General features: G+C 61.7%; 37 protein-coding genes and 5 tRNA genes. 24 read left to right on the forward strand and 18 right to left on the reverse strand.

What is annotated here, in order from left to right; genetic code table 11:
- Positions 1 to 14: 14 nt before the first annotated feature.
- From nusG to DMY87_RS18240, 12 genes are all read right to left on the reverse strand, one after another.
- Positions 15 to 662: a transcription termination/antitermination protein NusG gene (gene nusG / locus DMY87_RS18185; protein WP_165826327.1), complete on the reverse strand. Its 648-nt coding sequence runs from the start codon at positions 660 to 662 to the stop codon at positions 15 to 17.
- A complete protein-coding gene (locus DMY87_RS18190) occupies positions 649 to 1983 on the reverse strand; it encodes a helix-turn-helix domain-containing protein (RefSeq protein WP_110793072.1) in 1335 nt (444 codons plus the stop codon). The genes nusG and DMY87_RS18190 overlap by 14 nt, the downstream gene beginning before the upstream one ends.
- Positions 1980 to 4076, reverse strand: coding sequence for a DNA cytosine methyltransferase (locus DMY87_RS18195; RefSeq protein WP_110793073.1), 2097 nt, complete (start codon positions 4074 to 4076; stop codon positions 1980 to 1982). Before DMY87_RS18195 ends, DMY87_RS18190 begins: the two co-directional genes overlap by 4 nt.
- 2 nt (positions 4077 to 4078) lie before the next feature.
- The gene (locus tag DMY87_RS18200) at positions 4079 to 4387 is read right to left on the reverse strand and encodes a hypothetical protein (protein WP_110793074.1); all 309 of its coding nucleotides are present in this window, start codon (positions 4385 to 4387) and stop codon (positions 4079 to 4081) included.
- Positions 4384 to 4677, reverse strand: a complete 294-nt coding sequence (locus DMY87_RS18205) for a hypothetical protein (protein WP_133253036.1) — start codon at positions 4675 to 4677, stop codon at positions 4384 to 4386. The genes DMY87_RS18200 and DMY87_RS18205 overlap by 4 nt, the downstream gene beginning before the upstream one ends.
- Positions 4674 to 6092: a hypothetical protein gene (locus DMY87_RS18210; protein WP_205908197.1), complete on the reverse strand. Its 1419-nt coding sequence runs from the start codon at positions 6090 to 6092 to the stop codon at positions 4674 to 4676. Before DMY87_RS18210 ends, DMY87_RS18205 begins: the two co-directional genes overlap by 4 nt.
- Positions 6092 to 6298, reverse strand: coding sequence for a hypothetical protein (locus DMY87_RS18215; protein ID WP_110793076.1), 207 nt, complete (start codon positions 6296 to 6298; stop codon positions 6092 to 6094). Before DMY87_RS18215 ends, DMY87_RS18210 begins: the two co-directional genes overlap by 1 nt.
- Positions 6295 to 6567 carry a hypothetical protein gene (locus tag DMY87_RS18220; RefSeq protein WP_110793077.1) on the reverse strand — a complete coding sequence of 91 codons (273 nt, stop codon included), beginning with the start codon at positions 6565 to 6567 and terminating at the stop codon, positions 6295 to 6297. The genes DMY87_RS18215 and DMY87_RS18220 overlap by 4 nt, the downstream gene beginning before the upstream one ends.
- On the reverse strand, positions 6564 to 6800 hold the full coding sequence (locus tag DMY87_RS18225) for a hypothetical protein (RefSeq protein WP_110793078.1): 237 nt from the start codon (positions 6798 to 6800) through the stop codon (positions 6564 to 6566). Before DMY87_RS18225 ends, DMY87_RS18220 begins: the two co-directional genes overlap by 4 nt.
- Positions 6797 to 7012, reverse strand: a complete 216-nt coding sequence (locus DMY87_RS18230) for a hypothetical protein (protein WP_110793079.1) — start codon at positions 7010 to 7012, stop codon at positions 6797 to 6799. Before DMY87_RS18230 ends, DMY87_RS18225 begins: the two co-directional genes overlap by 4 nt.
- Positions 7009 to 7473, reverse strand: coding sequence for a phage regulatory CII family protein (locus DMY87_RS18235; protein ID WP_110793080.1), 465 nt, complete (start codon positions 7471 to 7473; stop codon positions 7009 to 7011). The genes DMY87_RS18230 and DMY87_RS18235 overlap by 4 nt, the downstream gene beginning before the upstream one ends.
- A 436-nt stretch (positions 7474 to 7909) precedes the next feature.
- Positions 7910 to 8107, reverse strand: coding sequence for a hypothetical protein (locus DMY87_RS18240; protein ID WP_110793279.1), 198 nt, complete (start codon positions 8105 to 8107; stop codon positions 7910 to 7912).
- Between the two features lie 82 nt (positions 8108 to 8189).
- On the opposite strand from DMY87_RS18240, the gene DMY87_RS18245 reads away from it, so the two are divergent.
- From DMY87_RS18245 to DMY87_RS18325, 19 genes are all read left to right on the forward strand, one after another.
- Positions 8190 to 8870 (forward strand): LexA family transcriptional regulator, encoded by a 681-nt coding sequence (locus DMY87_RS18245; protein WP_165826329.1) that lies wholly within the window; start codon positions 8190 to 8192, stop codon positions 8868 to 8870.
- 728 nt (positions 8871 to 9598) lie between these two features.
- The gene (locus DMY87_RS18255) at positions 9599 to 9826 is read left to right on the forward strand and encodes a hypothetical protein (protein ID WP_110793083.1); all 228 of its coding nucleotides are present in this window, start codon (positions 9599 to 9601) and stop codon (positions 9824 to 9826) included.
- A gap of 4 nt (positions 9827 to 9830) precedes the next feature.
- Entirely contained in the window at positions 9831 to 10097 is a 267-nt protein-coding gene (locus tag DMY87_RS18260) for a hypothetical protein (protein WP_110793084.1), read from the forward strand.
- Positions 10098 to 10100: 3 nt separating this feature from the next.
- The gene (locus DMY87_RS18265; protein ID WP_110793085.1) at positions 10101 to 10298 is read left to right on the forward strand and encodes a hypothetical protein; all 198 of its coding nucleotides are present in this window, start codon (positions 10101 to 10103) and stop codon (positions 10296 to 10298) included.
- A complete protein-coding gene (locus DMY87_RS18270) occupies positions 10298 to 10753 on the forward strand; it encodes a hypothetical protein (protein WP_110793086.1) in 456 nt (151 codons plus the stop codon). The genes DMY87_RS18265 and DMY87_RS18270 overlap by 1 nt, the downstream gene beginning before the upstream one ends.
- Positions 10750 to 10923, forward strand: a complete 174-nt coding sequence (locus DMY87_RS24245; RefSeq protein WP_165826331.1) for a hypothetical protein — start codon at positions 10750 to 10752, stop codon at positions 10921 to 10923. The genes DMY87_RS18270 and DMY87_RS24245 overlap by 4 nt, the downstream gene beginning before the upstream one ends.
- Positions 10920 to 11291 (forward strand): hypothetical protein, encoded by a 372-nt coding sequence (locus tag DMY87_RS18275; RefSeq protein WP_110793087.1) that lies wholly within the window; start codon positions 10920 to 10922, stop codon positions 11289 to 11291. Before DMY87_RS24245 ends, DMY87_RS18275 begins: the two co-directional genes overlap by 4 nt.
- Positions 11288 to 11626, forward strand: coding sequence for a hypothetical protein (locus DMY87_RS18280; protein ID WP_110793088.1), 339 nt, complete (start codon positions 11288 to 11290; stop codon positions 11624 to 11626). Before DMY87_RS18275 ends, DMY87_RS18280 begins: the two co-directional genes overlap by 4 nt.
- A complete protein-coding gene (locus DMY87_RS18285; protein ID WP_110793089.1) occupies positions 11619 to 11918 on the forward strand; it encodes a hypothetical protein in 300 nt (99 codons plus the stop codon). Before DMY87_RS18280 ends, DMY87_RS18285 begins: the two co-directional genes overlap by 8 nt.
- A complete protein-coding gene (locus DMY87_RS24250) occupies positions 11899 to 12099 on the forward strand; it encodes a hypothetical protein (protein ID WP_165826332.1) in 201 nt (66 codons plus the stop codon). Before DMY87_RS18285 ends, DMY87_RS24250 begins: the two co-directional genes overlap by 20 nt.
- Positions 12092 to 13273, forward strand: coding sequence for a DNA polymerase III subunit beta (gene dnaN, locus DMY87_RS18290; RefSeq protein WP_165826334.1), 1182 nt, complete (start codon positions 12092 to 12094; stop codon positions 13271 to 13273). Before DMY87_RS24250 ends, dnaN begins: the two co-directional genes overlap by 8 nt.
- Positions 13270 to 13857 carry a hypothetical protein gene (locus tag DMY87_RS18295; RefSeq protein WP_133253039.1) on the forward strand — a complete coding sequence of 196 codons (588 nt, stop codon included), beginning with the start codon at positions 13270 to 13272 and terminating at the stop codon, positions 13855 to 13857. Before dnaN ends, DMY87_RS18295 begins: the two co-directional genes overlap by 4 nt.
- Positions 13854 to 14087: a hypothetical protein gene (locus DMY87_RS18300; protein WP_110793092.1), complete on the forward strand. Its 234-nt coding sequence runs from the start codon at positions 13854 to 13856 to the stop codon at positions 14085 to 14087. The genes DMY87_RS18295 and DMY87_RS18300 overlap by 4 nt, the downstream gene beginning before the upstream one ends.
- Complete coding sequence (locus DMY87_RS18305; RefSeq protein WP_110793093.1) at positions 14087 to 14905, forward strand: hypothetical protein; 819 nt, start codon at positions 14087 to 14089, stop codon at positions 14903 to 14905. The genes DMY87_RS18300 and DMY87_RS18305 overlap by 1 nt, the downstream gene beginning before the upstream one ends.
- Entirely contained in the window at positions 14898 to 15158 is a 261-nt protein-coding gene (locus DMY87_RS24650; protein WP_165826335.1) for a helix-turn-helix domain-containing protein, read from the forward strand. The genes DMY87_RS18305 and DMY87_RS24650 overlap by 8 nt, the downstream gene beginning before the upstream one ends.
- Complete coding sequence (locus DMY87_RS18315; RefSeq protein WP_110793095.1) at positions 15151 to 15594, forward strand: hypothetical protein; 444 nt, start codon at positions 15151 to 15153, stop codon at positions 15592 to 15594. The genes DMY87_RS24650 and DMY87_RS18315 overlap by 8 nt, the downstream gene beginning before the upstream one ends.
- Positions 15591 to 16208 carry a hypothetical protein gene (locus DMY87_RS18320; RefSeq protein ID WP_110793096.1) on the forward strand — a complete coding sequence of 206 codons (618 nt, stop codon included), beginning with the start codon at positions 15591 to 15593 and terminating at the stop codon, positions 16206 to 16208. The genes DMY87_RS18315 and DMY87_RS18320 overlap by 4 nt, the downstream gene beginning before the upstream one ends.
- Positions 16205 to 16381, forward strand: a complete 177-nt coding sequence (locus DMY87_RS24255) for a hypothetical protein (protein WP_165826337.1) — start codon at positions 16205 to 16207, stop codon at positions 16379 to 16381. Before DMY87_RS18320 ends, DMY87_RS24255 begins: the two co-directional genes overlap by 4 nt.
- Positions 16378 to 17418: a site-specific integrase gene (locus tag DMY87_RS18325; protein WP_110793097.1), complete on the forward strand. Its 1041-nt coding sequence runs from the start codon at positions 16378 to 16380 to the stop codon at positions 17416 to 17418. The genes DMY87_RS24255 and DMY87_RS18325 overlap by 4 nt, the downstream gene beginning before the upstream one ends.
- Positions 17419 to 17479: 61 nt before the next feature.
- On the opposite strand, the gene DMY87_RS18330 is transcribed toward DMY87_RS18325, so the two are convergent.
- From DMY87_RS18330 to DMY87_RS18350, 5 genes are all read right to left on the reverse strand, one after another.
- Positions 17480 to 17556 (reverse strand) — tRNA-Arg (locus tag DMY87_RS18330).
- Positions 17557 to 17579: 23 nt separating this feature from the next.
- Entirely contained in the window at positions 17580 to 17885 is a 306-nt protein-coding gene (locus DMY87_RS18335; RefSeq protein ID WP_110793098.1) for an ETC complex I subunit, read from the reverse strand.
- Between the two features lie 86 nt (positions 17886 to 17971).
- Positions 17972 to 18048 (reverse strand) — tRNA-Pro (locus DMY87_RS18340).
- 93 nt (positions 18049 to 18141) lie between these two features.
- A complete protein-coding gene (locus DMY87_RS18345) occupies positions 18142 to 18630 on the reverse strand; it encodes a DUF192 domain-containing protein (RefSeq protein WP_110793099.1) in 489 nt (162 codons plus the stop codon).
- A 4-nt stretch (positions 18631 to 18634) separates the two neighbouring features.
- On the reverse strand, positions 18635 to 19213 hold the full coding sequence (locus DMY87_RS18350; protein ID WP_110793100.1) for a cold-shock protein: 579 nt from the start codon (positions 19211 to 19213) through the stop codon (positions 18635 to 18637).
- Positions 19214 to 19398: 185 nt separating this feature from the next.
- Here DMY87_RS18350 and gloA point away from each other — a divergent pair, with 185 nt between their 5' ends.
- The 5 genes from gloA to DMY87_RS18375 all read left to right on the forward strand — a co-directional run bounded on the left by gloA (position 19399) and on the right by DMY87_RS18375 (position 21662).
- Positions 19399 to 19839 carry a lactoylglutathione lyase gene (gene gloA, locus DMY87_RS18355; protein ID WP_110793101.1) on the forward strand — a complete coding sequence of 147 codons (441 nt, stop codon included), beginning with the start codon at positions 19399 to 19401 and terminating at the stop codon, positions 19837 to 19839.
- A 129-nt stretch (positions 19840 to 19968) separates the two neighbouring features.
- On the forward strand, positions 19969 to 20928 hold the full coding sequence (locus tag DMY87_RS18360) for a hypothetical protein (RefSeq protein ID WP_110793102.1): 960 nt from the start codon (positions 19969 to 19971) through the stop codon (positions 20926 to 20928).
- 157 nt (positions 20929 to 21085) lie between these two features.
- Positions 21086 to 21160, forward strand: a tRNA-Glu gene (locus DMY87_RS18365).
- Positions 21161 to 21332: 172 nt separating this feature from the next.
- Positions 21333 to 21407, forward strand: a tRNA-Glu gene (locus DMY87_RS18370).
- 180 nt (positions 21408 to 21587) lie between these two features.
- Positions 21588 to 21662: transfer RNA gene (locus DMY87_RS18375), tRNA-Glu, on the forward strand.
- 36 nt (positions 21663 to 21698) lie between these two features.
- Here the strand turns inward: DMY87_RS18375 and recJ are convergent.
- Positions 21699 to 23504: a single-stranded-DNA-specific exonuclease RecJ gene (gene recJ / locus DMY87_RS18380; protein ID WP_110793103.1), complete on the reverse strand. Its 1806-nt coding sequence runs from the start codon at positions 23502 to 23504 to the stop codon at positions 21699 to 21701.
- Positions 23505 to 23646: the final 142 nt, after the last annotated feature.

A 23646-nucleotide genomic window follows, 5' to 3' on the forward strand; every position in this document is an offset into this window, starting at 1 on the left:
GGGGCAGATGACTCTCACAGTTTTTCGACCAGCGCAAGAGGCAGGTTGACCGGCAGTTCCGTGCCAAACATCTCGATGGTGACGACGAGAAGATCGGCATCCTTCCGCTCCTCACGGGTTACGACGGTCGCAATATGGCCTGCAAATGGCCCCTCGGTGATGCGCACCTTCTCGCCGGCGACATAGGTCAGTTTCGTGCTCTTCCAGTCGTATTCGCCGGCCATTGCCCTCTGGTAGAAACGCTTGACCTCGGAATGACTTATCGGCTTCGCCTGCTCTCCCATGCGAAGAAATCCCAGCACCTTGTCGATACAAGAGACAGCCTCAAAAGCGGCTGCATCTGGCATGAAACGCACTAGCACATAGCCATGGATGACGGGCATCGGTCGCCCTTCCATCTTCCGGCCACGACGCTCCCATGTCTTGCCCTTGCGCATCGGAACCAGCGCTTCGATGGCATTGTCCTGCAGCACTTTTTCCACAGCCTGCTCACATCCGGTCATGGTCCTGACGACGAACCACGGCAAATTGTCGGTCGCTTGGCGGATCGCTGCGAATCGATCCTGCCGATTCGCCTGGTCGCATATGGCGCGTTCCTGCTTGGCGATGGCCCGTTCGGTGATCTCAATCACCTTCCCTTCGATACCCCTATGCTGCATCATGTTCGCCCTCGTGTGTCGCCAGCTTCGCCCGAAACTCGTCCAGTGCATCCGGCCCGCCCGCCGGGAAGTATCCGCCTCTTGCGCCCATCGGTGGGAAAGGCAGGAAGTTCGTCTCGTAGAAGCGCCGCCACGCCTGCATCATTTCGCTGTCGAGAGGCACGAACTCCATTGCATCCTTCAGTGCCTCGAAGCGCTGTTCGACGGTCACCGCAGACCTGTCGCGCGCCGCCTCATAGAGCTTTTTGACCATCGGATAACCGTCCGACATCCGCAGCCGCCGCTCCTCGTCCCGCTCGAATGTCGGCGGAAAGACCGGCTCTCCGGCTTGGTCCAGGTGAATGCCCTTGCCGGCAAGATAGTCCCTGCCCCGCTGCGGGTTGGGAAATCGCGATGCTGTATCCAGAACCCTCTGGCGATGATCCTCCGGCAGCTGCACCCGAAGAGGTGCCCGGAGCACACCGGCAACGCAGGCTGCCGCAAAGATCGGCCCCAGAACCGGCACCGCCACGCGCCCGCCCGGCAGCCTCGGTGCCGCGTCCTTGGCCAGCACCTGCACGCCCTCGAACTTCCTGTCCCGGAAATAGACGCCGATCGCCACAGGCTTCACTCCGCTACGAACGCAATCGGCTAGGTAGGCATCCCGCAGCCGCTCCGCCTCTGCCCGCTCCTCGTCGGATAGCTTGGCAAACCACTGCGCCGCCCACTGCGTCGAGGAACCGGCCGCCCCCGGCCACTGGGTGCCGGAATAGGCCGGACGACTGCCCAGCTCCATCGCCTTCACTCGACGAAGGATCTGGCTCATGTCGACAGGCCGGCTTCCCTCTTCCTGCCCTAAGCCCGCGCTCGCGCCCTCTCTCTCTGTTACGGGTTCTCTTACTGGTTCCCTTACAAGGTTACTGTCCAGATTCTGGACTCGGCTTTCGCCATTTTCTGGACTCGGCTCACCCGCATTTCTGGACACGGATCGCCGCTCTTGCCCGTGTCCAGTTTCTGGACTCGGTGCTTCGTTCTCTGGACTATTTTCCTGTGCCGAAAACCGTTCAAAATCAGGCTCAAAAGGGAAGTAATAGCGGGTGCGTTCCTGTTTCTGGCTGCCCTTCTGCCGGCGTTGTTCGCGGGCAATCAGACCCTTCTTTTCCAGTTCGTCCAGATAGACGTTGAGCGTCGATCGCGGCACCTCGCAATCGGCCGCCAGCGTGTCCTGTGAAGGGAAACAGCCATTGTCAGGGTGGTATCGGTCGCAGAGGTTCCACAGCACGACCTTGAGCGCTGGCTTGATGCCTCGCTGCTTGATCGCCCAGTTGGTGGCGTCGTGGCTCATTCAGCCGCCTCCCGCATCAAAACCAGCTCACCGCAGTTCGCAGCCACAATCGCGGCATAGGGATAGGGCGAGACGCTGTTGCCGCAGCAGCTGACCTGCACATCTTTCGGAAACGCGACGAAGTGCCTGGCCTCGCCTTTGCCCTGCCAGACACCGTCGATGACATAGTCGGGCGGAAAGCCTTGCGCGTTGAACAGCTCTCGCGGGGTCAGCATGCGCATGCCGATATCAACGATGACGATGGTCAGTCCGCCAATGGTGAGCGTCACGAATTCGCGTTCATCCCAGAAGCCATGCGCCCGCATGAAATCAGCCACCTCGCGCGCCCTGGCCTCCTGCTCGGGCCGGAAAGGCGGAATATCGAGCAAGGCCTCGACATGGCCGAACCGGTCATTGACGGTGACCGTGTGGCAGGGTTCGTCATGCCGGGCCCCGTCGCCGGTCCCGTAGTATTTCGAGAAGAACGGCGCGACGAGCTGCGACTTGTTCCAGCCTGCCGTCGTCGTGCCCAGAGGCTCGTCGATCGCATGGCCGGTGCTGGTGCCGAACTGGCGGGCGATGAAGGCTGTAACCGGGCTCTGCTGGGCCCCGGTCGCAGTCACCGTCGACAGCGGCTCATCCGCCCCCCGGCCCGGATTGACGCCGCCGATCCGGCGGCTGTCATTGTTCTGTTGGGCAACAAAGGCCGTCGCGACTGCATGTTTCACGCCACCAGCTACGATGGTGCCCAATGGCTTTTCGATGTCGAGCGAGCGAGGTGCCTGCCCTTCCCGCTCCCCGTAACCCGTCTGCACCAGCGTGGGGACGATCACTGCATGCCGGTTTTCCGTCGTGATCGTGCGCAGAGGCTCGGCAACATCAGCTGAGCGATCATCACTTCCCGCGCCCGGCCCATAGAATGCCGTCAGATGCGGCACTATCACCGCATTCTGGTCTTTGCCGCTGGCCGTGATCGTATGGTGAGGATCTTCGACAGAGCGTACGCCGCCGCCCTGCTGCGCATAGGTCAAGACAGGAGCGACCAGCGTCATTCCCGCGCCCCCGGCAGTGATCGTGTGCAGCGGCTCATCCGCGCCATTGAATGGCTTCTGTGCATTCCTCATGGTCATGACATGCGGTGCTACCACCGCCTTCTCGCCCCGATGGGCCCCGGTGATGGTCCGCAGCGGCTCGTCGATATCTTCTAGCCGAGCACCATGAGTGACATTCACGAGAAACGGCCGCTCGGCATCGAGCACGTAGCGCATCATGCCGCGCGCCACCCTGGCCATGGTATTGTCGGCAAGCGGACGCACAGCCCGCAGATGGTGCTTTTCCCAGATCTCCGTCTTGCTGTCGAAGATCGAGGGGCAAGGCAGCGACCAGTCGATGATGGTATAGGCGCCCGGCCAGGGCAGCTTCCGCCCCTCGATGACGTCCGCGCTCTTCGGGTCCCCATGGCTCGGCTCCGGCCAGACGATAGGCTTGCCGTCGAAGCGGATGACGACGAATAGCCGCTTGCGGATCGTCGGCGCGCCATAGTCGCAAGCCCTGAGTTCCCGCCATTCGATCCTTCCGCCCAACTTGCGGATCTTCTTGCACCAGGCCTCAAACGTCTGCCCGCGCCGGTCTGGACAGGGCATCAGCCCGCGCTCGGTTTCGATCAGCGGCCCCCAGTCCTTCCATTCCTCGACATTTTCCATCGTGACGACATCGACCTTGCCGCCGCTCTTCTGGATGCGCTCGATCCAGCCTGGAATGATCCAGGCAAGGTCGCGGATATTGCGCTCTACGGGCTTGCCGCCCTTGGCCTTGGAGAAGTGTTTGCAATCGGGCGAGAAGTGCATGAGGCCGATATGGCAGCCGCGCATATGGTCCAGCGGATCGACGTGGTAGACGTTTTCCGACAGGTGTAGCGTCTCCGGATGGTTCGCCGCATGCAGTGCCAGCGCCGCCGGATTGTGGTTTATGGCGATATCGGGTGACCGCCCAAGCGCCATCTCGATCCCGGTCGACGCCCCGCCCCCGCCGGCAAAGCTGTCGACGATCAGCGGCCGACCATGCCAGAGCTTGAGAGCTGCGATCGGTGCGGCCGATTCGAAAAGGGTTCGCATGTTCACGCCCGCACCTCATGTTTCACGGCCGAATGTTTCACGTTGCCCGCACTGCAAGCCCTTGATTTCCCTTGCACCGGTGGCGCGCGATAGAAGCTGCGCAGATCCCGATCCATCCAGTCGCAGGCGGCAATCACCTTCGCTATGGACAGGTGATGCCCACCCATCAGCCGGGAGAAGTCGGAGCTGGTCACGCCCGCGTCTGCGGCCATCTCCGCCTGGCTTCGCCCGTCGCTGAAGGCTGCACTGCGCAGCGCCAGCCGGAAGGCAAACCAGTCGAATTGCGCAAGGCTGCTGTCAGCGTCGCTCATGCCGCGCTCCTTTGGTGGATGTAGGGGTTGATTTCCATCGACAGCCAAAGCGCGGTGCGCTCGTCCAACGTCACCTTGTGGCTGCAGCGGGCGGCCTGGCGGAGCGTTTCGACCGAGAGCCCGGCCGCCTTGGCCAGCCGCCGCTCCTCCTCGTGCTCCGCCGCCTTGCGCGGTCCATCCAGCTTGCGCTGGCTGACCGGCAGCGATGCGCCAGAGACACCGGCATAAACCACGTGTGCCTGCAGGAAGAGCGCCAGCATTTGAGGACCGAATTCGAGACGGGATGTCATGCCGCCACCGCCTTGTGTGCGTCGCCAGCCCATGCCCAGCCGTCCTCAAGGCGGTGCACGCGCCCCTCTCCGGCCAGCCGGTTGATGATTTCGCAGGCCGTCGAATCCCGCACGCCAATGGCAATGCGCAAATCGCGCGCCTCAAAGGTGGCAGGTGTGTCGCGGATCCAGCCAAGAGCCGCGTCCATGACCTCGCTCACCCGCTCGTCCAGCGTCTTGCGCTGCGTCGTGCGGGTGAAATCCTCCTCCGCCTCGGCAAAGGTCAAAGGTGAGACATGCGTCCCCTCGCCCGGCGCCAGCGGCTCGGCGGTTTCGAACCGTTTCCAGTCAATCCGGATCACCTCGGGAAAGCCCTGGCCATAGCTGCCGTCGAGGTTTCGCTCCCAGATGAACCAGGCCGTGTTCATCTGACTGGAAGCCTTGTTTCCCTCCCATCCGTCGCGATGCATCATCGGCAGGCGGCGGGTGAAGACATAGATCCGGCTCGGTGGGTTTTCGTCCATGACGAAGCAACGGTCGGCATCGTCGAAGCCGGCCAGAAAGTTCAGATTGAGCAGCATCGCAATCTTGCCCGGCCGGTGCGTCCGGATCGCGTGGGCAATATAGGCGTTCGCCACGCCATAGGGCGGGTTGGTGACGATGTCGGGTCCATGAGACCAGAGTGCACTTGGCCCCTGCGAAAGCAGAAAATCCCCCACCCCCTGCGGCTCGCCATGCTGGGTGACCGTACCGCGATCGACCAGGTCGGAAATCGCCACCTCATAACCCGCCGCCTCAAGCGGCCGCAGGATGGCGCCACGGCCGACACTGGGCTCGACCACACCGAGACCAAAGCTTTCAAGCGCGAGCAGAACCCGCATCGCCTCGATCGGCGTCTCGTAGAGATCGTCGCCCCGCTCATCCTTCGTCGCGGTCTTGGTGCCGATCGCATGACCGGCCGCGTTCTTCACGCTGGCCCGGCTGGGGTCCAGCCCCTCCTCAATCCGCGCTTCGACGACACGGTCGATAAAGCCGGGTTCCGCGCGTTCGGCATCGCGGATCTGTCGCGCCGCGTGCAGGCGCTGGCTATCCAGCCCAACATCTTCGAGGCGAAAACCCTTATCGTCTGAAATGGTTTTCGGCCGACCACCCTTTGAGATGGCGCCCTTGGCTTGCGCTTCGTCGACCGCGTCGGCCATCCGGCAGTAGCAGATGCTTTCGATTTTAAGCGCGTCGGCCTGCATCCGCTTGGCCTTGTCAATCAGGTCTCGGCTGACCTTGACCCGGCTCGCATAACCGCCCGCCGCCTTTGCTTGGGCATAGGCGGCGGACGACAGCATCAAGGCCGCCTGCACGTCGCCAGCATCGAGATGCGCCCGCGCACGTTCGATCGTGGCAACCAGTTCCGAGGATTCGAGAACGGCTAGCGAATTCATCACCGCCCCCTGTCTGCTTCATCGAGCAGCGCGCAGACAACAGCTTCGCTCACATCGAGTTTTTCGGCGATGCAGAAGGTCGACAGGTGCTCGACATGGAACAGGCGCAACACACGCTCCATTCGCGCCTGCTTGGCCAGCAGAATTTGCCAATGGAAGACTTTCGACACGAAAAGCGGTGCGGTCCCTGCGGATGCGTCCGTCATGCCCCGTCCCCCTCGTCTTGAGGTGCAGGCTTCGCATACCCTGTCGCTTCCTTCGTCCAGAAAACCGCCGCAATCTTTGATCGATCCGAGCAGGCACGCTCGGCAATGATTGCCTCACCCCGCGCCGCAAACTCGGCCTCGCAGGTAAACATCGCCCGGTGCGCGGCCCACTGCGTCGGCAGATCCGTCGCTCGCCGCCCGGCGCCACAGACCGGGCAGGACGTGCGGGTGCCAAGGAAATCGATGAGGCAGACCAGCGTGCCGCTCATGGCCGGTTCTCCTGCCAGACCTGGTCGACCATCTTGCCCCGGTTCTTTTCGGCTGCCCGCTTCTGTCGAAAGCCAAAGGCGTCGCGATGGCGGTTTACTCGCCCGCTCACCTGCCCTTTTGTCTTTCCAAGCGCCTCGGCGATCTCTTCCTCGGTCGCCCCGGCGAACCAGAGCGTCTTCAATGCGGCGGCATCCGCCGTCGACCATCCGGGGGCGAGGTGGTTGGCGTTCATCCCCTTGCCCCCTTGCGTGCGAAAACAATGATGCCGCCAAAATCCCGCCCCTGAATGCCCGTCAGGCGGCGCCAGTCGCGCTTGTTCAGTGTTGCTTTCTCGATATCCGCCATGGCCATCAGCTCGACGCCGCGCACAACAGGCAATGCCGCGCGTTCGATCACGCGGGCGGGCTCAAGATTGGCGATGAGGTCAACAGGATGAACGCTCACGCCCCACCCCCGATCTTGCCCTCGACGGCGGCGATCTGGGCTTTCAGTTCCGCCAACTGTTCCATCAGGTCGCGCTTTTCGCGCGCATCCAGCCGCCCGTCGTCCAGCGCCTCGATCGCCAGCCGTGTTACGTCTCCGGCTTCGGCGTTCAGCGCCGAGATGTCGCGATGGGTCAGCCCCGTTTCCGGCTCAGGCACATCCTCGCGCACCAGGCGATAGCCGAGCAGCTTGGCCATCGCCTCGACGATGACCGGCGATCCGCCCTCGATGTCCGCTTCCAGCGCAACGTCGATCGGCATGAACGAGGCCATGTGTTCGTCGCTGGCCAGCCCGTATTTCGAGATCTGCCCCTGGCGAACGCGGGTCACATGCTCGAAAGCATCGGAGCCGCCGGCGCGCGTCACCGAAAGCCGCGTCGCGGCCTTCAAGGTCTTCAGGTCTTTGTCGGAAACAGCGCGCACGAAAACCCCCTCGCAAAGTCAAGGAATCAAGCTTCAAAACTCATTCGGTGATGGCTGGCCTCACGCCGCGTAAGGTGCCGGCATGGTTCAGGTCATGGAGGCCCGCATGCACAAGGCGCAAACACGGCATGACGGGCGGGCGGCGCAACCGCAACACCGCCCGCCCGTCCGCCACAACCAGCCAGCGCGGGTACGGGCGCGCGGCCGGATCGGGAATAGAAAGCGCCCGGAGCAGTCCGCTGGAACGCCGGCACATGGCCAGGCATCCCGCTCCGGGCAGTTGGCCGGGCCGACTGGAAGAAGCCGCGCACCAGGGAACGCAAATCAGGTCCTGCCGCGACGTCAGCGCGGTCATTGGCGGCGACTGCAAACATCCGCCGCAGCAGGGCTCTTGCCGATGCCATCACCGTGCCATCGGAAGGGAAAAGAGGCGCGCTCATTCGGCAGCCTCCTGTGTTTCATCAATCGCTGTCAGGATCTTCTGACGTGTCGAATAGCGAGGCTCACGTCCCGCTCGAAGCTGGAAGACGAAAAGCGGATCGCCAGCAAAACGCTTCCCAAACTGAGTTGGGCTCATTTCCCGGCTTTCCAGATAACCTTCAATCTTGGCTCGAAAGGTCTCGATGTCTGACATCGCAGACTCCAATAGGACTATCACTATTTTGATAGGTATATTCCTATTCGCCAGATGTCAATTCCTATGCAAGGGAATTCCCATGGACATCATTCGCAAAACCCTCAAGAAGCGGATCGAAGAGCGCAACCTCACCTACAAGGAGGTCTCCGAGCGCATTGGCCGAAATCCGGCATATATCCAGCAATTTCTCGAACGGAATGTGCCGGCGCACCTCAAGGAAGCCGACCGCGAAAAGCTGGCAGACTTGCTGGATATACCGGAGGATCAGTTGGGCGGAAAAAAGCTAACCAACGCTGCGCCCGAAAAATCGAAAATGATCCCCGAGATTGATCTCGTGGCAGGACTTGGCGGCGGTGGACTGGCCACCATTGAGATGTCGAGCCATAACGGAATCTCATTCGCGCGGGAGGCAATCCGCGATTATTGGCAGCTGCCAGAACGCGTCTTAAATCGAATGGGCTTGCAGCCGTCGGCGGTCGCTTGCTTCCCAGCACAGGGCGACTCGATGCACCCGACCATTTGCGACGGCGACATCGTGTTCATCGATACCCGACACCGCGTACCCTCCCCGCCTGGTGTGTATGCGCTAGCAGATGAGTTCGGCGGCGTTGTCGTAAAACGGCTTGAAGTGGCGTCTCGCCCAGGAGAAGATCCGATCCGAGTTCGCGTATCGTCCGACAACCCAAGGCACACCGATCGAGAACTGACACTCGACGAGATCCACATCATCGGTCGCTTCGTGGGACGCTTCACAACATGAGAAGGATGGTCGCTTTGCCAGTGCTTATCTGTCTGGCAGGGCCATCATCCGCCAGCGATCAAGAAGAACTGGCAGCATGCGACTACTCGATCTCTCAGAGACAGCCGGTCCCGTCCCTATTTCGAAGGGGAGCGTTCACGCGCGACCAGCACGACATGGATCGAACTGAGGTTGAAAGCCACCTCAAGGCGCTTGGTGTCAGGCCCACCATGATTCAACGACGACTTGCGGAATTCGATGAGGGCACATTCCGTCCACGGATCATAACTTTCATCATCGACTACGAAGCCACCGCAACGGATGCGACAATCGTCGCCAAGCGCTCGGAATGCGTCATCCGTCTTAATCGCCCAGACGGGCGAATCATCCCAGATCTCGCGTCCGTCGATGGGCTAACCCTCGACCAGTTTCGCGCCCGGCAGTAATCGCCGCAGCATCCAATCCTCCTAGGCCGCGCACACGATAGGCATAATCCTATTTTACCTATTGACGGGAAGATAGGAATTTGCCTATTTTGGCTCATCCGCAGCAATCCTCCTCCCAGCTGCGGTTGACGCAAGACCTGTCGCCGCCGGCCCTTACTCCCTCTCCTCCCCCACGGGGCCGGCGGCGACAGTCCCTTTCCCGAAGGCAGTTCCCTTCCGGTCGCCGCAGCCTCGGCCCGTCCGCCGACGCGCCCAAGCCCTCCCAAGCGGGCTGCGGCTTCCCGAATGGATCGGAGAAAACCCATGATCGAATTTGCCCGCATGCCATTGCCGACACCCGAACCCGCCCGCCAGTCCTGCCGACGTTCCGTCGTCGACCGGCTGGCCGATGCCATCTGCGAACTGGGCGGAAGCGGCGAGCCCGTGACCGAGGAAGCGCTGATCGCCCGCAATTTTTCGCCCGCGATCATCAGCCGCTTTGCCACGGAAGCACGCGGCATCGCCCGCCGCCGCTTCGTCAAGCGGAGCTGAACCGATGGCCCAGATCCTCACCCTCACCCGGACCACCCGCCAGGGCCAGCCGCTCATCCCTGCCGAAGTCGTCATGGCCGAGCCCGTCAACATCGAGGCAGAACTCGAAGCCGAGATGATGGCCTATGAAAAGGTTGCCCAGCGCGCCCGAGAGACGATCGCCGCCATGGAGCGCGCCATCGGCATCGCCGATATCCTAATCGCCCTGCACTACACCCTTGCCGGCCTCGCCGGCGTCTGGCTGCTCGGCCGCCTGGTCACGGGGATCTGAGCCATGCGCAACAGAAACCGAACCGAAAGCGTCATCCGTGCCGGCGCAGGCCTCGTCCTCGTCGTCATGGGCGTCCTCTTCGTCGCCCTTCTGGCTTTGCTCATTGCCCGGTCGGTTCCGATCGACGAGGGCAAGCAATGGTCCTCCCGCATCCCGCTCGGCACCTATGCCACGGCGGGATATTTGCGCGGAGGTTTGTGATGGCCGGCCACACCGAATTCCGCTGGTATGCCAGCGCCGACGCTGAGGCCTACACCATCAAGGCACGCACCCGCGAGGCTGTGATCGCCGCAGCGACCGCCGAGCGCATGGGGGAAGAGCTGAGCGAGGACGGCACACCCCGCCTGTTCTTTTACATCGTCGAAGCATCGAAGTTCGACCTGCGCATCGCAGACTATGCCATCCCCCACGATGTCGAAGACTTGTTTGAGAACATAGAGGACAGCGCCTCCGGATGGGATTTCGGCAATCCCGACAGCGACGAGATCTTCGTTTGCGCCGAGGCTCTGAAGAAGGATCTGCACGCCCGCATTCGCGCCGCGTGCGAGGAATGGCAGAAGGCTCACGACCTCGCGTGGGAAAGCTGGGCTTTTGCCATCAGCCGCAACGAAGAAACCATCGTCGTTCCCCTGGACGAGACAGGCGGTGCAGCATGAAACGCTTCAACGTCCACTTCACCCGCGCCGATGGCCTGCCCGACATCCGCTCGATCCCGGCCGAAACGCCCGTCGAGGCCCGGTCCAGGCTGCTCGAAATTCACCCGAAAGCGCTGATCACCAAGATCAAGGTCAGCCGCACGTCGGACGGCAAGGAAGGTGACGCATGACGCCTGCGCAACTCCACGTCCTGCAGCATGCTCTTGGCCTGGACGAACACGGCCAGGGCAGCATGTATCGCAACCGCTTTGTGACCGGTGAAGGCAGCAAGGATCATCCGGACTGTATGGCCCTGGTCGCCCTTGGTTTCATGCAGCAGCGCGCCCGTGTCGAGATGTTCGGCGGCGACGACATGTTCTGGGTCACCGAGGCCGGCAAGGTCGCCGTAAAGGCCGAAAGCCCGCCACCGCCGAAGCTCTCCGCATCCAAGCAGCGATACCGCGACTTTCTGCAGCGCGATGGCAGCGAAACATTCGGCGAATTTCTCAAGCTTAGCGAGCGGCGCCGCAAGCTGGTGCGCGAGGGGTGGCAACTATGAGCTTTAATCCGTGCGTGGTTATTGATCTCCGCTCCCGCCGAAAGGCAGCCCCTCGCGCGCCCAACAAGGAAGCCGGGGCCATCCTCACCGAAGCCGAGCGCCTGGTCGATACAGTCTCAGACGAGATCCAGGCCGGGCTTTGCAACGCCGGAGCCGGCACCGCCACCCCGCGCCTCGGCAGCATCGCCGAGGGCAGCACGCTGGCCCGCGCCGTCATGCTCTGCCTGGAGCTGCTGAAACTGCGCTGCCTCGCATGCGGAACCCGCCCTGCCGACGCGGCCTTCAAGCGCGCGATCGAGGAATGGCTTTACCAGCGGGGCAACGGCAATGCGTGAAACACCCGCATCCGCTGCCCTGCGAGAGCGCGTGATTGATGCGCTCATCAATGCTCACAAGAAGCTGCGCCCCGGCGCCGCACCCGTCCGGCTGGCGACGACCTGTGCCGAACTCTGGGACGACAGTCTCGAACTGATCGAGCTGCTGATCACAATCGAGGAAGAGCTGCAGAAGGGCCTGCGCTCAAACCATGAACTTGATTGGCGCAACGCCCCGCCCCGAACGGCAACAGCCGCCGACTTCATCAACTGGATCGTGAAGGAGATGACCAATGACGTCCATTCGTCTTGATGATTTGGAACGCGCCGAGGCCGCACAGATCTATCGCGCGATCGCTGATGGCGAAGGCTCCGAGCAGCTGCTGCAAAGGTTCTATGATTTCCTCGGCGATGCTGCTGAACTGCGCCCCCCCCATATGGAGATCAGGCTGTCGAACCTCTGCGGCACCCGGCAGGATGCGGCCCATGGCTGAAGTCTGGTTCCGTGCGCACCACTCTGATTTTCGACGGGCGCTAGGTATGGTCATGGGCGCAGTGGATTTTGGCAGCACGATCCCGATTCTCGGGCATGTCATGTTCTCAGTCGCTGATGACGTCCTTGTTCTGCGGGCATCCAACCTGGATCTGCAGGTAGATGCCGAGTGCGAGGTGTTCGAGTCTGTCGGACATGCCAGCTTCTGTCTTCCCGGCGATCGGCTAAAAGCTCTATCATCCAGCCTGCCCGAAAGTGGCGAGATCATATTCGGATCAGGTCGCTTCAACGACCAGGTTTCAATACGTTCTGGCAAGGCAAATCTGTCGATCCCCTTCCTTCCGGCGCAAGACTTCCCGTGCATCGGGACGGGCGACGGCGCAGACTGGTATGACGTCGATGGCAACGAACTGTCTCGCGGCATCAGCAATGCCAGCTTCGCCTTCAACAAGCGTGATGATCGCGCCTATCTCGCTGGCATGTGTTTCCATGCGAGCAAGATCGGCAAGCACGAAGTCCTGACGCTTGTCGCGACCGACGGCATCAGCCTGGCGCGTATCCACTGCCCTGCCATTCCCGAGCCAAGGCTGCCCGAGCGGCGCTACAGCTACCCCCACGTCATCGTTCCGCCGAGGGCTGTCGATAGCCTGCGCAAGATGTTTGATGGCGCGCTGCGCGGCTGCAGCCTGGCGACGAGTGATGCGCTGATCATGGCGCGGCGCGATGGTGTCACCATGATCTCGAAGCTGATAGATGGCACCTATCCGGGATACGAAGGCGTTATCTCGCCCACCCGAACGCAGTTCGTCGAAGCGGCGACCGTCGAGCTTACGGCTGCAGTCAGGCGGGTGAATATCGTTATTGATGACCAGAAGCACGACGCCATGCGCGTTGTCGTGACATCGAGCGGCATACAGCTCGACCTGGTCGGAGAGACGGGCGGCATCGCCGTCGAAGAAGTTGCCTGTGAGGTGTCAGCGCCGATCGACTTCCAGGTTGGCATCAACGGTGCGCAGCTGCTCAAACTGCTTTCCAGTATCGGCACAGACCGGGTGCGCATTTATTTCACTGACGCGGCCACGCCTATCGTCATCGTTCCCGTAGGCATCGAGACAGACATCTTCGTGCTGCAGGTGATGAGGTTCCGGAGCGTGCCTGGGCGTGAGGCGCAATGATGGCAAGCGCTGCGCAGCCGAACCAGCCAGACCCCGAACCCCGCCGCCTCACCGACGCGGAAAAGGCTCTGTGCTCCCGCGCGCGGGAGCTTGAGCCGGTTCTGTCCTATGGCTGGCAGGGTTTCCGCAATTTCGAGGAAGGCCGCACGGAAATCCTCGTCGAAGGCGACAACGGTGCCGATGCAAGGCCCATCCTGATCCTTACGGAAGAGATCAGCTACGCCGATCGCGAAATGGTCGTGCGCGGCGCCCAGATGGTCCGCGCGCTGGTCGCCGGCGGCCGCTATCTCAAATGGGCGAACGAACAGCTGCGCGCCGAGATCCGCAGCCTCAAGGGCCAGCCGGACCCGAAGGCGAAGAAGCCTTTCAGCCACGCCCAGAACTGCGCAATCCAGTGTGCCAAGCCGGATTTCAAGCACTGGCTGCACGAGATCCACGGCGCCGATATCTCGGACCAGATCCGCGTCGACAATCACGTCCGCTCGATGCTGCAGATCGGAAGCCGCGCCGAGCTTGACCACGACCCCGAAGCCGCCAGGCGCTGGCTGGACCTGTACGGCAGTTTCAAGAGGAGAGCGAGATGACAGACACGAAAGACGTGATGAAGGCGATTGCATCGGCGATCGATGAAACCGTGAACCCCAAGGGAAGTCCGAAGTCAGTCGGCTTTGTTGTGCTGCTTTTCCCCTTCGACGGCCAGCCCGGCAACCGCGTCGACTACATTTCCAACGGCAATCGCGAGGATGTTGTCGTCGCGCTGAAGGAGATGGTCGCTCGCTTCGAGGGCCAGCCGCGCCAGATCGGGAGGGCGTGATGAGAGAACAACTCCTGCCCTGCCCCTTCTGCGGCGGCGAGGCCCATATCGAACGACTTGGGAATCGCAGCTTCTCGACAATCTACCGGTGCAATCACTGCGGATGCTCTCTGGAGACTGGAGAAGAGTTCGGTCATGGCCGAGACTGGAACCGCCGCGCAGTGCCGGCAAACGAGAATTCCGCTTTCAAGATCCGGCAGCAGGTTTTCAAGCACTCGGGTTCGTGGTGGCGTGGGTTCGTCGTCGGCCACTACAGCACCGATCAGACACCTGACGGGATCTGTGTCCAACTCGATATGACCAACGGCCCGGCGCAGATCTATCCTGCCTCGGCATTGAAGCTGGTGGAGATCGACCCTGTTCGACCGGAGGCCGACGCCCTGCGCTGCCCGGTCTGCAACATCGAGTTCAAGCCCGAAGACGTGTGCGCAAGCGACATCGAGATGGGGATCTGTCATGCCGAATGCTTGCAAGGCTGCCCCGTTGTCGATCTCGAAAACGGCGAAGAGCTTCCTGAAGGCAGCGCGGCCGACACGTTCCTTTATGCCGAGATCGATGGCGCCAAGCCTTTGCATGCGCACCCGGCCCCACCACCCTCAACACATGTGGAGGTGGACGAACGCAGCGTAGGGGTCGGTATGGCCATGGCTGCGGCCATCGTTATGCGCTGCTGGGGTAAGGAAGTCATCGCCACGCAGATCATCGATAGCGCCGGCTTAGGTTCAGTCGAAAAGCTCAAGGCCGCTGGTGTAGAGCAATATGACATCGACGCGCTGCTGCCCGCCCTCGCCACCACGGAGGGCAAGGACAATGGCTGACGTTTGCCCATACTGCCAAGGCACCGGCCGCATAGTGGCCAGCCTTTCAACCCGACTAACCACGCTTCGTACTGATCGGGCGCTCACACAAGACGAGGTCGCGAACGCTGCCGGCATTTCGCGCCCACAGATTGCGAACCTTGAGCGCGGACGCGGCGAGCCATCGATCCCCACTCTGATGAGGCTGGCCGCATTCTTCCACGTCAGCACCGACTATCTTCTCGGCATCACGGAGGGATCGGACCATGGGTAAGCGCGAGTTCAGCGATCGCATTATCCGCGACGGGCTTCCGGACGGCTGGTTTATCCAAGACCGCCTTGATGAAAAGGTTGCGCTCTTGGTCAAAGAGACGCCTGGCATGTGGCCCGGTTCCAGCTGCGTGTGCCTTAAGCCCAATGCGATCACGACAGACGAGTGGTTGGCGACGGCGAAACAGATAGCCATTGGCTTCGATGCAGCAGCGCCAAAGTGGGAGCCTGAGATCGAGCAGGAGTGGTGCCAGCCCGGCGACATCAAAGAGCGCCAATTTCTGGTGACGTTCGATGATCCTGATTGCCGGAACTCCGTCTTTTCCGATGAGGCAAGAGCGCGCGAGTTTTGGGGGCGCATGAGCATGAATTGGAATTGCTACCTGTTCGGCGCAATGCCGCGCACCCCATCACCCCAACCGAGGGAGGTGGGGGAATGATGCTCAGTCGTCGTGCCTTTCTCACCAGCTCTGCAGCGCTCGCAATTGCTCCAGCGCTCCCATCAATTGCCGCTCCTGTCGCGGCTCCAGCCGAGGCCGCACCGGCGACCACGATCTGGGTCGGCGGCCACGACGGCGAATTTGATTGGCGTCCTTTCGACGCGACGAGTCGAGAGGATGCAGCAAGGCAGCTGCTCGCCTATCACGGTCGAGACATCGATCTGGATGGTAGGCCTTACACGCTTGAGGACGCCTGCATGTCACTGGAGCGCGCCCACAAGATGGACGGCCTTCAGGTCGATGAGATCCGAAGCCACCACTGGATCAGGGCAGGCTTCGGGTCCTTCTGCGAACGGTGCGACAGTGAGTGCTTCGCATTCGATGGAGCGCGCGTGATTAGCGGCGAAGTCGTCTGCCAAGAATGCGTGACCATCACCGACCTTCTCGCAGATGGAGACGATGACGACGCCCAGGAACGCCTTGTTGAGATCATGATCGACGAGGAATGCGACGAGGGCGCTGTGTTTTCGATCCTTGTTCGCGACAATGACATGAGCGTCATCACGCCTGAGTTTTGGATCAAGTGCCTTGGAGAAGCGAGGATGTACACATGAGCCGACCAGCGATCATCACCACGCCCGAGCTTAACCGCTACGCCAAGGTCGCCAAGGAATCCGGCCTGCCGGTGACGATCGAGGTCGCCGGCAGGCGGATCACGATCGGCGGTCCGCTTGCAACTTCGCCTGAAAAAGACAAGGCTAAGCCGGAGATCGATCTGGGCCTATGAGCGATATGGCGCGCAAACCTTATCTGTCGCGGGAAAGAACCCGCCACGGCAAATACGTCTGGTACTTCAAAAAGGATGGAAGGCGCGTCCGGCTTCCCGACGTCTACGGCAGCGACGAATTCAATCACGCCTACGACCTGGCGCTTGCCGGTCTCGCTGCGATCGAGAAACAGAAGCCAGGCAAAGCGAGATCTGGCACGCTGAAATGGCTGGTCGAGCAATACATGCGCAGCGCCGCATTCGCCGAGCTGGCGCCATCGACCCGCCGCCATCGCGGAAACATGCTGAAAACTATCCTCGACGATCCGAAGAGGGCCGACGCACCTTTCAACACGATCACCAAGGCCCAGATCCGCATGGGCATGGACAGGCGCGCCACGAAGCCGAACGCGGCAAACAATTTCCTGAAGACGATGGCGCATCTGTTCAAGTGGGCAGCGGATGGCGATCTCATCGAGGTCAACCCCTGCATCGGCGTGCGCAAGATCCGCGTCAAGACCGATGGCTTTCAGGCCTGGACGATCGACCAGGTGCGCCAGTATCGCGAGGTCCACAAGCTCGGAACGCGCGCCCGTCTGGCGATCGACCTGTTGCTGTTCCTTGGCCTCCGCCGTGGCGATGTGATCCTGGTCGGCAGGCAGCATGTCAGCGGCGCGACGATTGCGATTCGCACCCAGAAGACAAACACCCTCGTCGAACTGGCGCTGCTGCCACCGCTCAAGGCCTCGATCGAGGCGACGAAGACAGGCGACCTCGCCTTCCTGGTGACCGAGAACGGCAAGCCCTTCGCATCGGGCGCAAGCTTTGGAAACTGGTTTGCCAAACAGGTGAAGGCCGCAGGCCTGCCCGACTCATGCCGCGCCCATGGCCTGCGCAAGGCCGGAGCTACGATCGCGGCCGAGGAAGGCGCCAGCGCCCACGAGCTGATGGCCATGTTTGGCTGGGCCGATCTCGAAATGGCGAACCACTACACGCAAAAAGCCTCGCGAAGAGACCTCGCGAGGCGCAGCGGAGAACGGCTGGCGAACAAATTTTAGGTCGCACCTTGTGCCCTAGCTGGTCGCACCTTCAATGATTTCAATCGCTTAATATGGGGTTTGGCGATCCCTGTAGGGCTCGAACCTACGACCTAGTGCTTAGAAGGCACTTGCTCTATCCAGCTGAGCTAAGGGACCGAATAAAGGTGACCTGGGGGACCTTAGTGGGTCCAGGGCTGCAGACGGTTGAAGCGGAAATTGTCCGTGTAGGACACCGTCTGGCGCTTGGCTTCCTTAGGAAGGATGACACGGTATTCGATGCCTTCACGGGTGGCATAGGCTTCCGCCTGTTCCAGCGTTTCGAAGGTGAGCTTGATCTGCTGGCGGGTATCGCCTGATGTCGTGTAGCCCATCATCGGATCGATCTTGCGCGGCGCCGACTGGTCGAATTCCAGAACCCAGAGATGAGTCTTCGCCTTACCGGACTGCATGGCGGTTTTGGCGGGGCGGTAGATCTTCGCAGACATGGTCTATCCATCTCCAGAACGTAGACGGCGGGCCAACCCACCGCCGGGAAGGCGACCGCCCTAGGCGGGCGGCTGAATTTCATTGCTGGTCGGAGTGGAGAGATTCGAACTCCCGACCCTCTGGTCCCAAACCAGATGCGCTACCAGGCTGCGCTACACTCCGTTCCAGCAATGCTGCCGGAATACACGGTTCACCCTTAGGCCGCAACCTCAAAAACACGGCTTCCCGATGCTGATTTCATCAAGAAAATCGCGCTCATGGCGTTTTGGCTTGCGGCAGGTCCAAGGGCAGGACGAGGCGCGCGCCAGCCGTCAGGCCAAGCTCGGCGGCGCGGCCGCCGCGTATCTCAAGAGCATAACGAACCGGCTTGCCCGAACCGACGATGGCCTCGGAAAAGGGTGTCGTCTTTTCGGCGACACGCACGACGCCACCGGCCTCATCGATGAAGACCATGTCGAGAGACAGGGGCGTGTTGGCCATCCACATGGTGACCATACGGGTTTCGCCGAAATCGAAGAGCATGCCGGCATTATCAGCCAGCGTCTCGCGCTCCATCAAGCCGCGGGCACGCTGCTCGGCCGTCAGCGCCCATTCCACCTCAAATTCCAGCTGCTTGCCGGCCTGCGTGGTGATGGTGAGCGTGCCTGTGTCGAAAGCCACCTGCGCCTGGGCAGGCAAGATGCCGCTGAAAAAGACGAAAAGCGCCACGAAGGCGCTTGTCATGGTCTTGGAAAACTTGCGCATCGGCTCAGTGAGCCCGTGCGGCGGGACCCGGATTGTCCGGGTGGATTTCGGCAGCCATCAGGCCCTTGTCTCCAGGCCCGAAGCGGACGAGCACAGTCTGGCCCGGACGCAGTTCGGTGAGACCGAAGCGACGCAGCGTCTCCATATGGACAAAGATATCCTCGGTGCCCTCGCCGCGTGTCAGGAAGCCGAAACCCTTGGTGCGATTGAACCATTTGACCAGGGCCCGCTCCAGACCGCTGGTCGGGGTTACCTGAACATGGGTGCGCACCGGCGGCATCTGCGACGGATGAATTGCCGTCGACTGGTCCATGGAGAGAATGCGGAAGGCCTGATAACCCCGATCACGCTTCTGGATCAGGGCGACAATGCGCGTTCCCTCAAGAATGGTCTGGTAGCCGTCGCGGCGCAGGCAGGTCACGTGCAGGAGCACGTCCTGCATGCCATTGTCGGGCACAATGAAACCAAATCCCTTGGCGACGTCGAACCATTTCACGATGCCGGTGATTTCGATCAGATCAACGGCTTCGCCGGACAGTTCCTCGAAACCATCGAGCCCCTTCGATGAAATCCTGTCCGCCATTTCCCCAAGCCCCTCGAAAACGCGTCACATTGCTCAGTCAACTGATTCTTGAGATTCAGATTAACATTTCGTCAACGGATCTGCGCAAGCCCTAGTTTCATCTATACCCAACTGCTTTTGCCGGATGAGCCTTGCCCGAGACTGGCGCTTGTTCCATATCCAAGGCCTCAAAGGAGGATATCTCGATGCGCTATCTACACACCATGGTCCGGGTCAAGGACCTCGACGCCTCGCTGCATTTCTATTGCGACCTGTTCGGCCTCAAGGAAATCCGCCGCTATGAAAACGAAAAGGGCCGCTTCACGCTGGTCTTTCTCGTGGCTGACGCGGATCACGAAGAGGCCAAGGAGACGATGTCGCCTGCCCTGGAACTGACCTACAACTGGGACACGGAAGACTATACGGGCGGACGCAATTTCGGCCACCTCGCCTATGAAGTCGACGACATCTACGCGATCTGCCAGAAGCTGATGGACAATGGCGTGACGATCAACCGCCCGCCGCGCGACGGCCACATGGCTTTTGTCCGCTCTCCCGACGGCATCTCGATCGAGATCCTGCAGAAGGGTGACAATCTTGCGCCTGCCGAGCCCTGGGCCTCGATGCCGAATACCGGCGCCTGGTAATAGCAGCAGACGACGGCAAACCGCCTCGCGCAAGTTTGCGCGTCTAAAACGGGTTTCGAAACGCAAGGTGTCGTGCATGCGCGGCGCCTTGCCCGCCCCCACTGGTGGGGACGGATGTCGGAGCCGGCCATGACACAGACCTTCATGCACAGCAGCACGAGCCTTCGAACGCTCGCGATCCTCAGCGGATTGATATTGGGGTCGTGTCAGACGAATGCCGGCGACATCCTCGCCACCGGCTCGCTGGAAGCAGCAAGCCACACAGACAAGCCGACCAAGGGCGGCTATAGCGATCCGCGCGTTGTTGCAGTTTCGGCAACAGCCAACGCACAAGGTGCGCAGCTTGCCTTGAACGAACCTGCGGCGAGCCTGAAACGCAAGCCGGCCCCCTTGGCCGCCGCCTATTCCGATATTGCGGAGCCGCCGCCCGAAGTGCTGGCATTACAGCAGCAGGCCATGGCTGGCACCGCGCCTGCGCAGGATCTCGGCGTGTCGCAGCCGACCGAGGTCAACACACACAAGAACAGCCTGTTTTCCGCCGGCCGGTCACAACCGCCTGCAGCCCCGGTGGCTGCGGCACCGCCGACAGCGGCAGCGCAGCAAACCGGCAATTCTGCACAGCCCGTTACAAGCCTCGTGCCGGGCAATATGCCGACACTCGGCGTGAATGCGATGAGCAAGAGCCTGTTCAGCCCCTCGGCCGAACAACAGCAGCAGATGCTGTCCGCGCCTGAGCAAATGGCGGCACCCGAAAGTGACCTTCCGCTCGTCGAACCGGACACCGGGCCACCGGTTCTCCACAAGCTGTCCGACCCGCGTCCAAAGCGCAAAATTCTGGTGCTGCGCGAGCCGACTGCCGGAATGCCAGAGGACCAGATACCGGCCGACGCCATGCCGGAACGTGTTCAGCTGACGCCAGAACAACTGGCAGCCATGGGAGCTGTTCCCGAAATGCCTGGGGATGGGTCTGGCGAGTCCGCAATGGTGCCTGATGGCGAGGGCGTACCAACCGCCAAAAAGAAGAAGTGGCTGCCCTCGCTCTCGGATCTGCTGGCAGGCGGGGCGAAAACCAAGAGCAACAAACCCTGAAAAACTTGACACCGGGTGCCCGCCAACCCCTTGGCAAAACGGCATTTTCGACACCCGCTCCTGCCGCTTCAGGGCTTTGTCATTTTTCTGCAAAAAAGCGCCCTGCCCCGCTTGCGGTCTTTGACCAGCCTGATTATAAGGACGCCACGAAGCGCAGGCGCCCTTCGTCTATCGGTTAGGACACCAGATTTTCATTCTGGGAAGAGGGGTTCGACTCCCCTAGGGCGTGCCACTTCGATCTCCCTCTCATTCCATCAAAGCCTGTAGCGAGCGCTCGCTTGCGTCGACTGACTGCGCTCGGCCATGCACGTCATTCCGGCTCTTCGAATTTTGTCTGTAGAGGCATCAAATTTCCGCTTGCGGTCAAAAATCACCGTGACTATAAGGGCGCCACCGAAGCGCACGCGCCCTTCGTCTATCGGTTAGGACACCAGATTTTCATTCTGGGAAGAGGGGTTCGACTCCCCTAGGGCGTGCCACTTCGATCTTCTCCCACTCCTCGCATCATCCTCCTGCAGAGCCAGTTAAGCTCTTGCCGCGACAAGCGTTTTACGCTTCGAAAAACACTCGATTCCGCTGTGGAAAAAATCGTTCCATGGCTGTCGAAAGCGCTTGCACTTGCCGAAAGTTCCGGCCATAAGGGCGCCACCGAAGCGCACGCGCCCTTCGTCTATCGGTTAGGACACCAGATTTTCATTCTGGGAAGAGGGGTTCGACTCCCCTAGGGCGTGCCACTTCGATCTTCCAGAAAATGAAGCGTGGTTCTGGCCTTATGGCGCCTTTGCGGCATCGAGGATCCGGAACTGTACGCGTCGGTTGCCCTGCCAGTGGTCGGCGCTGAGCGTGCCCGCGACATGGATCTGGTTGCCGCGGCTGTTCATCAGGAAATGACCGAGGTCGGTTTCGGCGGCGCGAAACGCGATGCCTTCGAGGCGCGAGCCGTCCATGCCCTCCAGCGTGACCTTGATATGCGTGGTGCCCACGGGCCGCACATCCCTCAGCCGATGCAGTGGTACGGCAAAGATCGGTTGCGGATGGCCGGAGCCATAGGGACCTGCCGATTCGAGCTGATCCACCAGCGCCAGCGTCGCGCCGGATGCACCGATCGCTCCGTCGATCTTGAGGGTCTGGTTGGCGGCGAGCGCCGTGACCTGGGCCGTCGCCTGCTCGTCGAAAAAGCTGCGCAGACGACCGAGATTGCCGCGCTCGACGGTAAGGCCTGCCGCCATGGCATGGCCGCCGCCCTTGGCCAGGATACCGTTGTCGACGGCAGCGCGCACCATACGCCCCAGATCGAAGCCGTTGATCGAGCGCCCGGAGCCCGTGCCCTTGCCCATGGGATCGAAGGCGATGGCGAAGGCCGGGCGCTTGAAGCGCTCCTTCAGGCGTGCCGCAAGCAGGCCAACGATTCCCGGATGCCAGCCATCCTTGGCAGTCACGATGACGCCGGCTGTTTCGCCCGTGCCGTATTCGGCCAGCGCCTCGGCCTCTGCCTCGGCCAGCATGATCGTTTCCATCGCCTGGCGCTCGCGGTTGAGTTCGTCGAGCTTGGCGGCGATCTGGTCGGCCTCGGAGGGATCGTCGAGGGTCAGCAGCCGGCTCCCAAGCGCTGCATCGCCGATGCGGCCACCGGCATTGATTCGCGGGCCAACGAGGAAGCCGAAATGATAGGGCGTGACGGGTCCGCCGATGCCGGCGACCTTCAACAGGGCTGCTAGGCCCGCATTGTTCTGGTGGCGGGCGGCAATCAGCCCTTTGGTGACATAGGCGCGGTTGAGGCCCTTCAGTGTTACCACGTCACAGACCGTGGCAAGCGCCACAAGATCAAGCCAGGCGAGGAGGTCAAGCGAGCGGGCAAAGGGATGGCCGGCCTCGCGCAGGCGGCGCAGCGTTGCAACCAGCACCATGAAGACGACACCAGCGGCACAGAGATGCCCCTGCCCCGACAGATCGTCCTCGCGATTCGGATTGACCAGCGCGTGGCAGACCGGCATTTCATGGCCCATCTGGTGATGGTCGATCACGACGACATCTACGCCCCGCCGCTCGGCAGCACCCAGCGCCTCCACGCTGGTCGATCCGCAATCAACCGTGATCAGGAGATTGGCGCCGCGCTCGATGAGTTGGTCGATCGCCGCCGCATTCGGGCCGTAACCTTCGAAGATGCGATCCGGAATGTAGATCTCCGCCTCAACGCCGAAATGCCGCAGGAAGCGAAACATCAGAGCGGAGGAGGCCGCACCGTCGACGTCGTAGTCGCCGAAAATCGCGACCCGTTCCTTGGCGTTTACAGCATCGGCAATGCGGGCGGCTGCCTTGTCGCAATCGGTCAGGCTCGACGGGTCCGGCATGAGGCTGCGGATGGTCGGGTCGAGGAAGGCCGGTGCATCGTCGACGCCGACACCTCGGCCAGCGAGCACGCGGGCAACGAGTTCCGGAATGCCATGCACCTGGCTGATGGCAAGCGCCCGGTTGAGGCCCGCCTGGTCGGCACGCGACATCCAGCGCTGGCCGCTCGCCGACTGATCGACACTCAGAAAAGACCGGATGACGGGATCGACTGGTTCGTTCGACATGCCTGCTCTCTGATGGACCCGGCGGTCGCCTGAAGGCGCGCCGTCCATCCGCATACGCTCACGGAGCGGGCGCTATTCCCGCCACTGCCGCGTTCCTCTATCCCTAGCCTGAGAAACACGCGGAGGCTACAGGCGCATGCCG

Source organism: Peteryoungia wuzhouensis (genome assembly GCF_003205195.1).
GTDB lineage: Bacteria > Pseudomonadota > Alphaproteobacteria > Rhizobiales > Rhizobiaceae > Allorhizobium > Allorhizobium wuzhouense.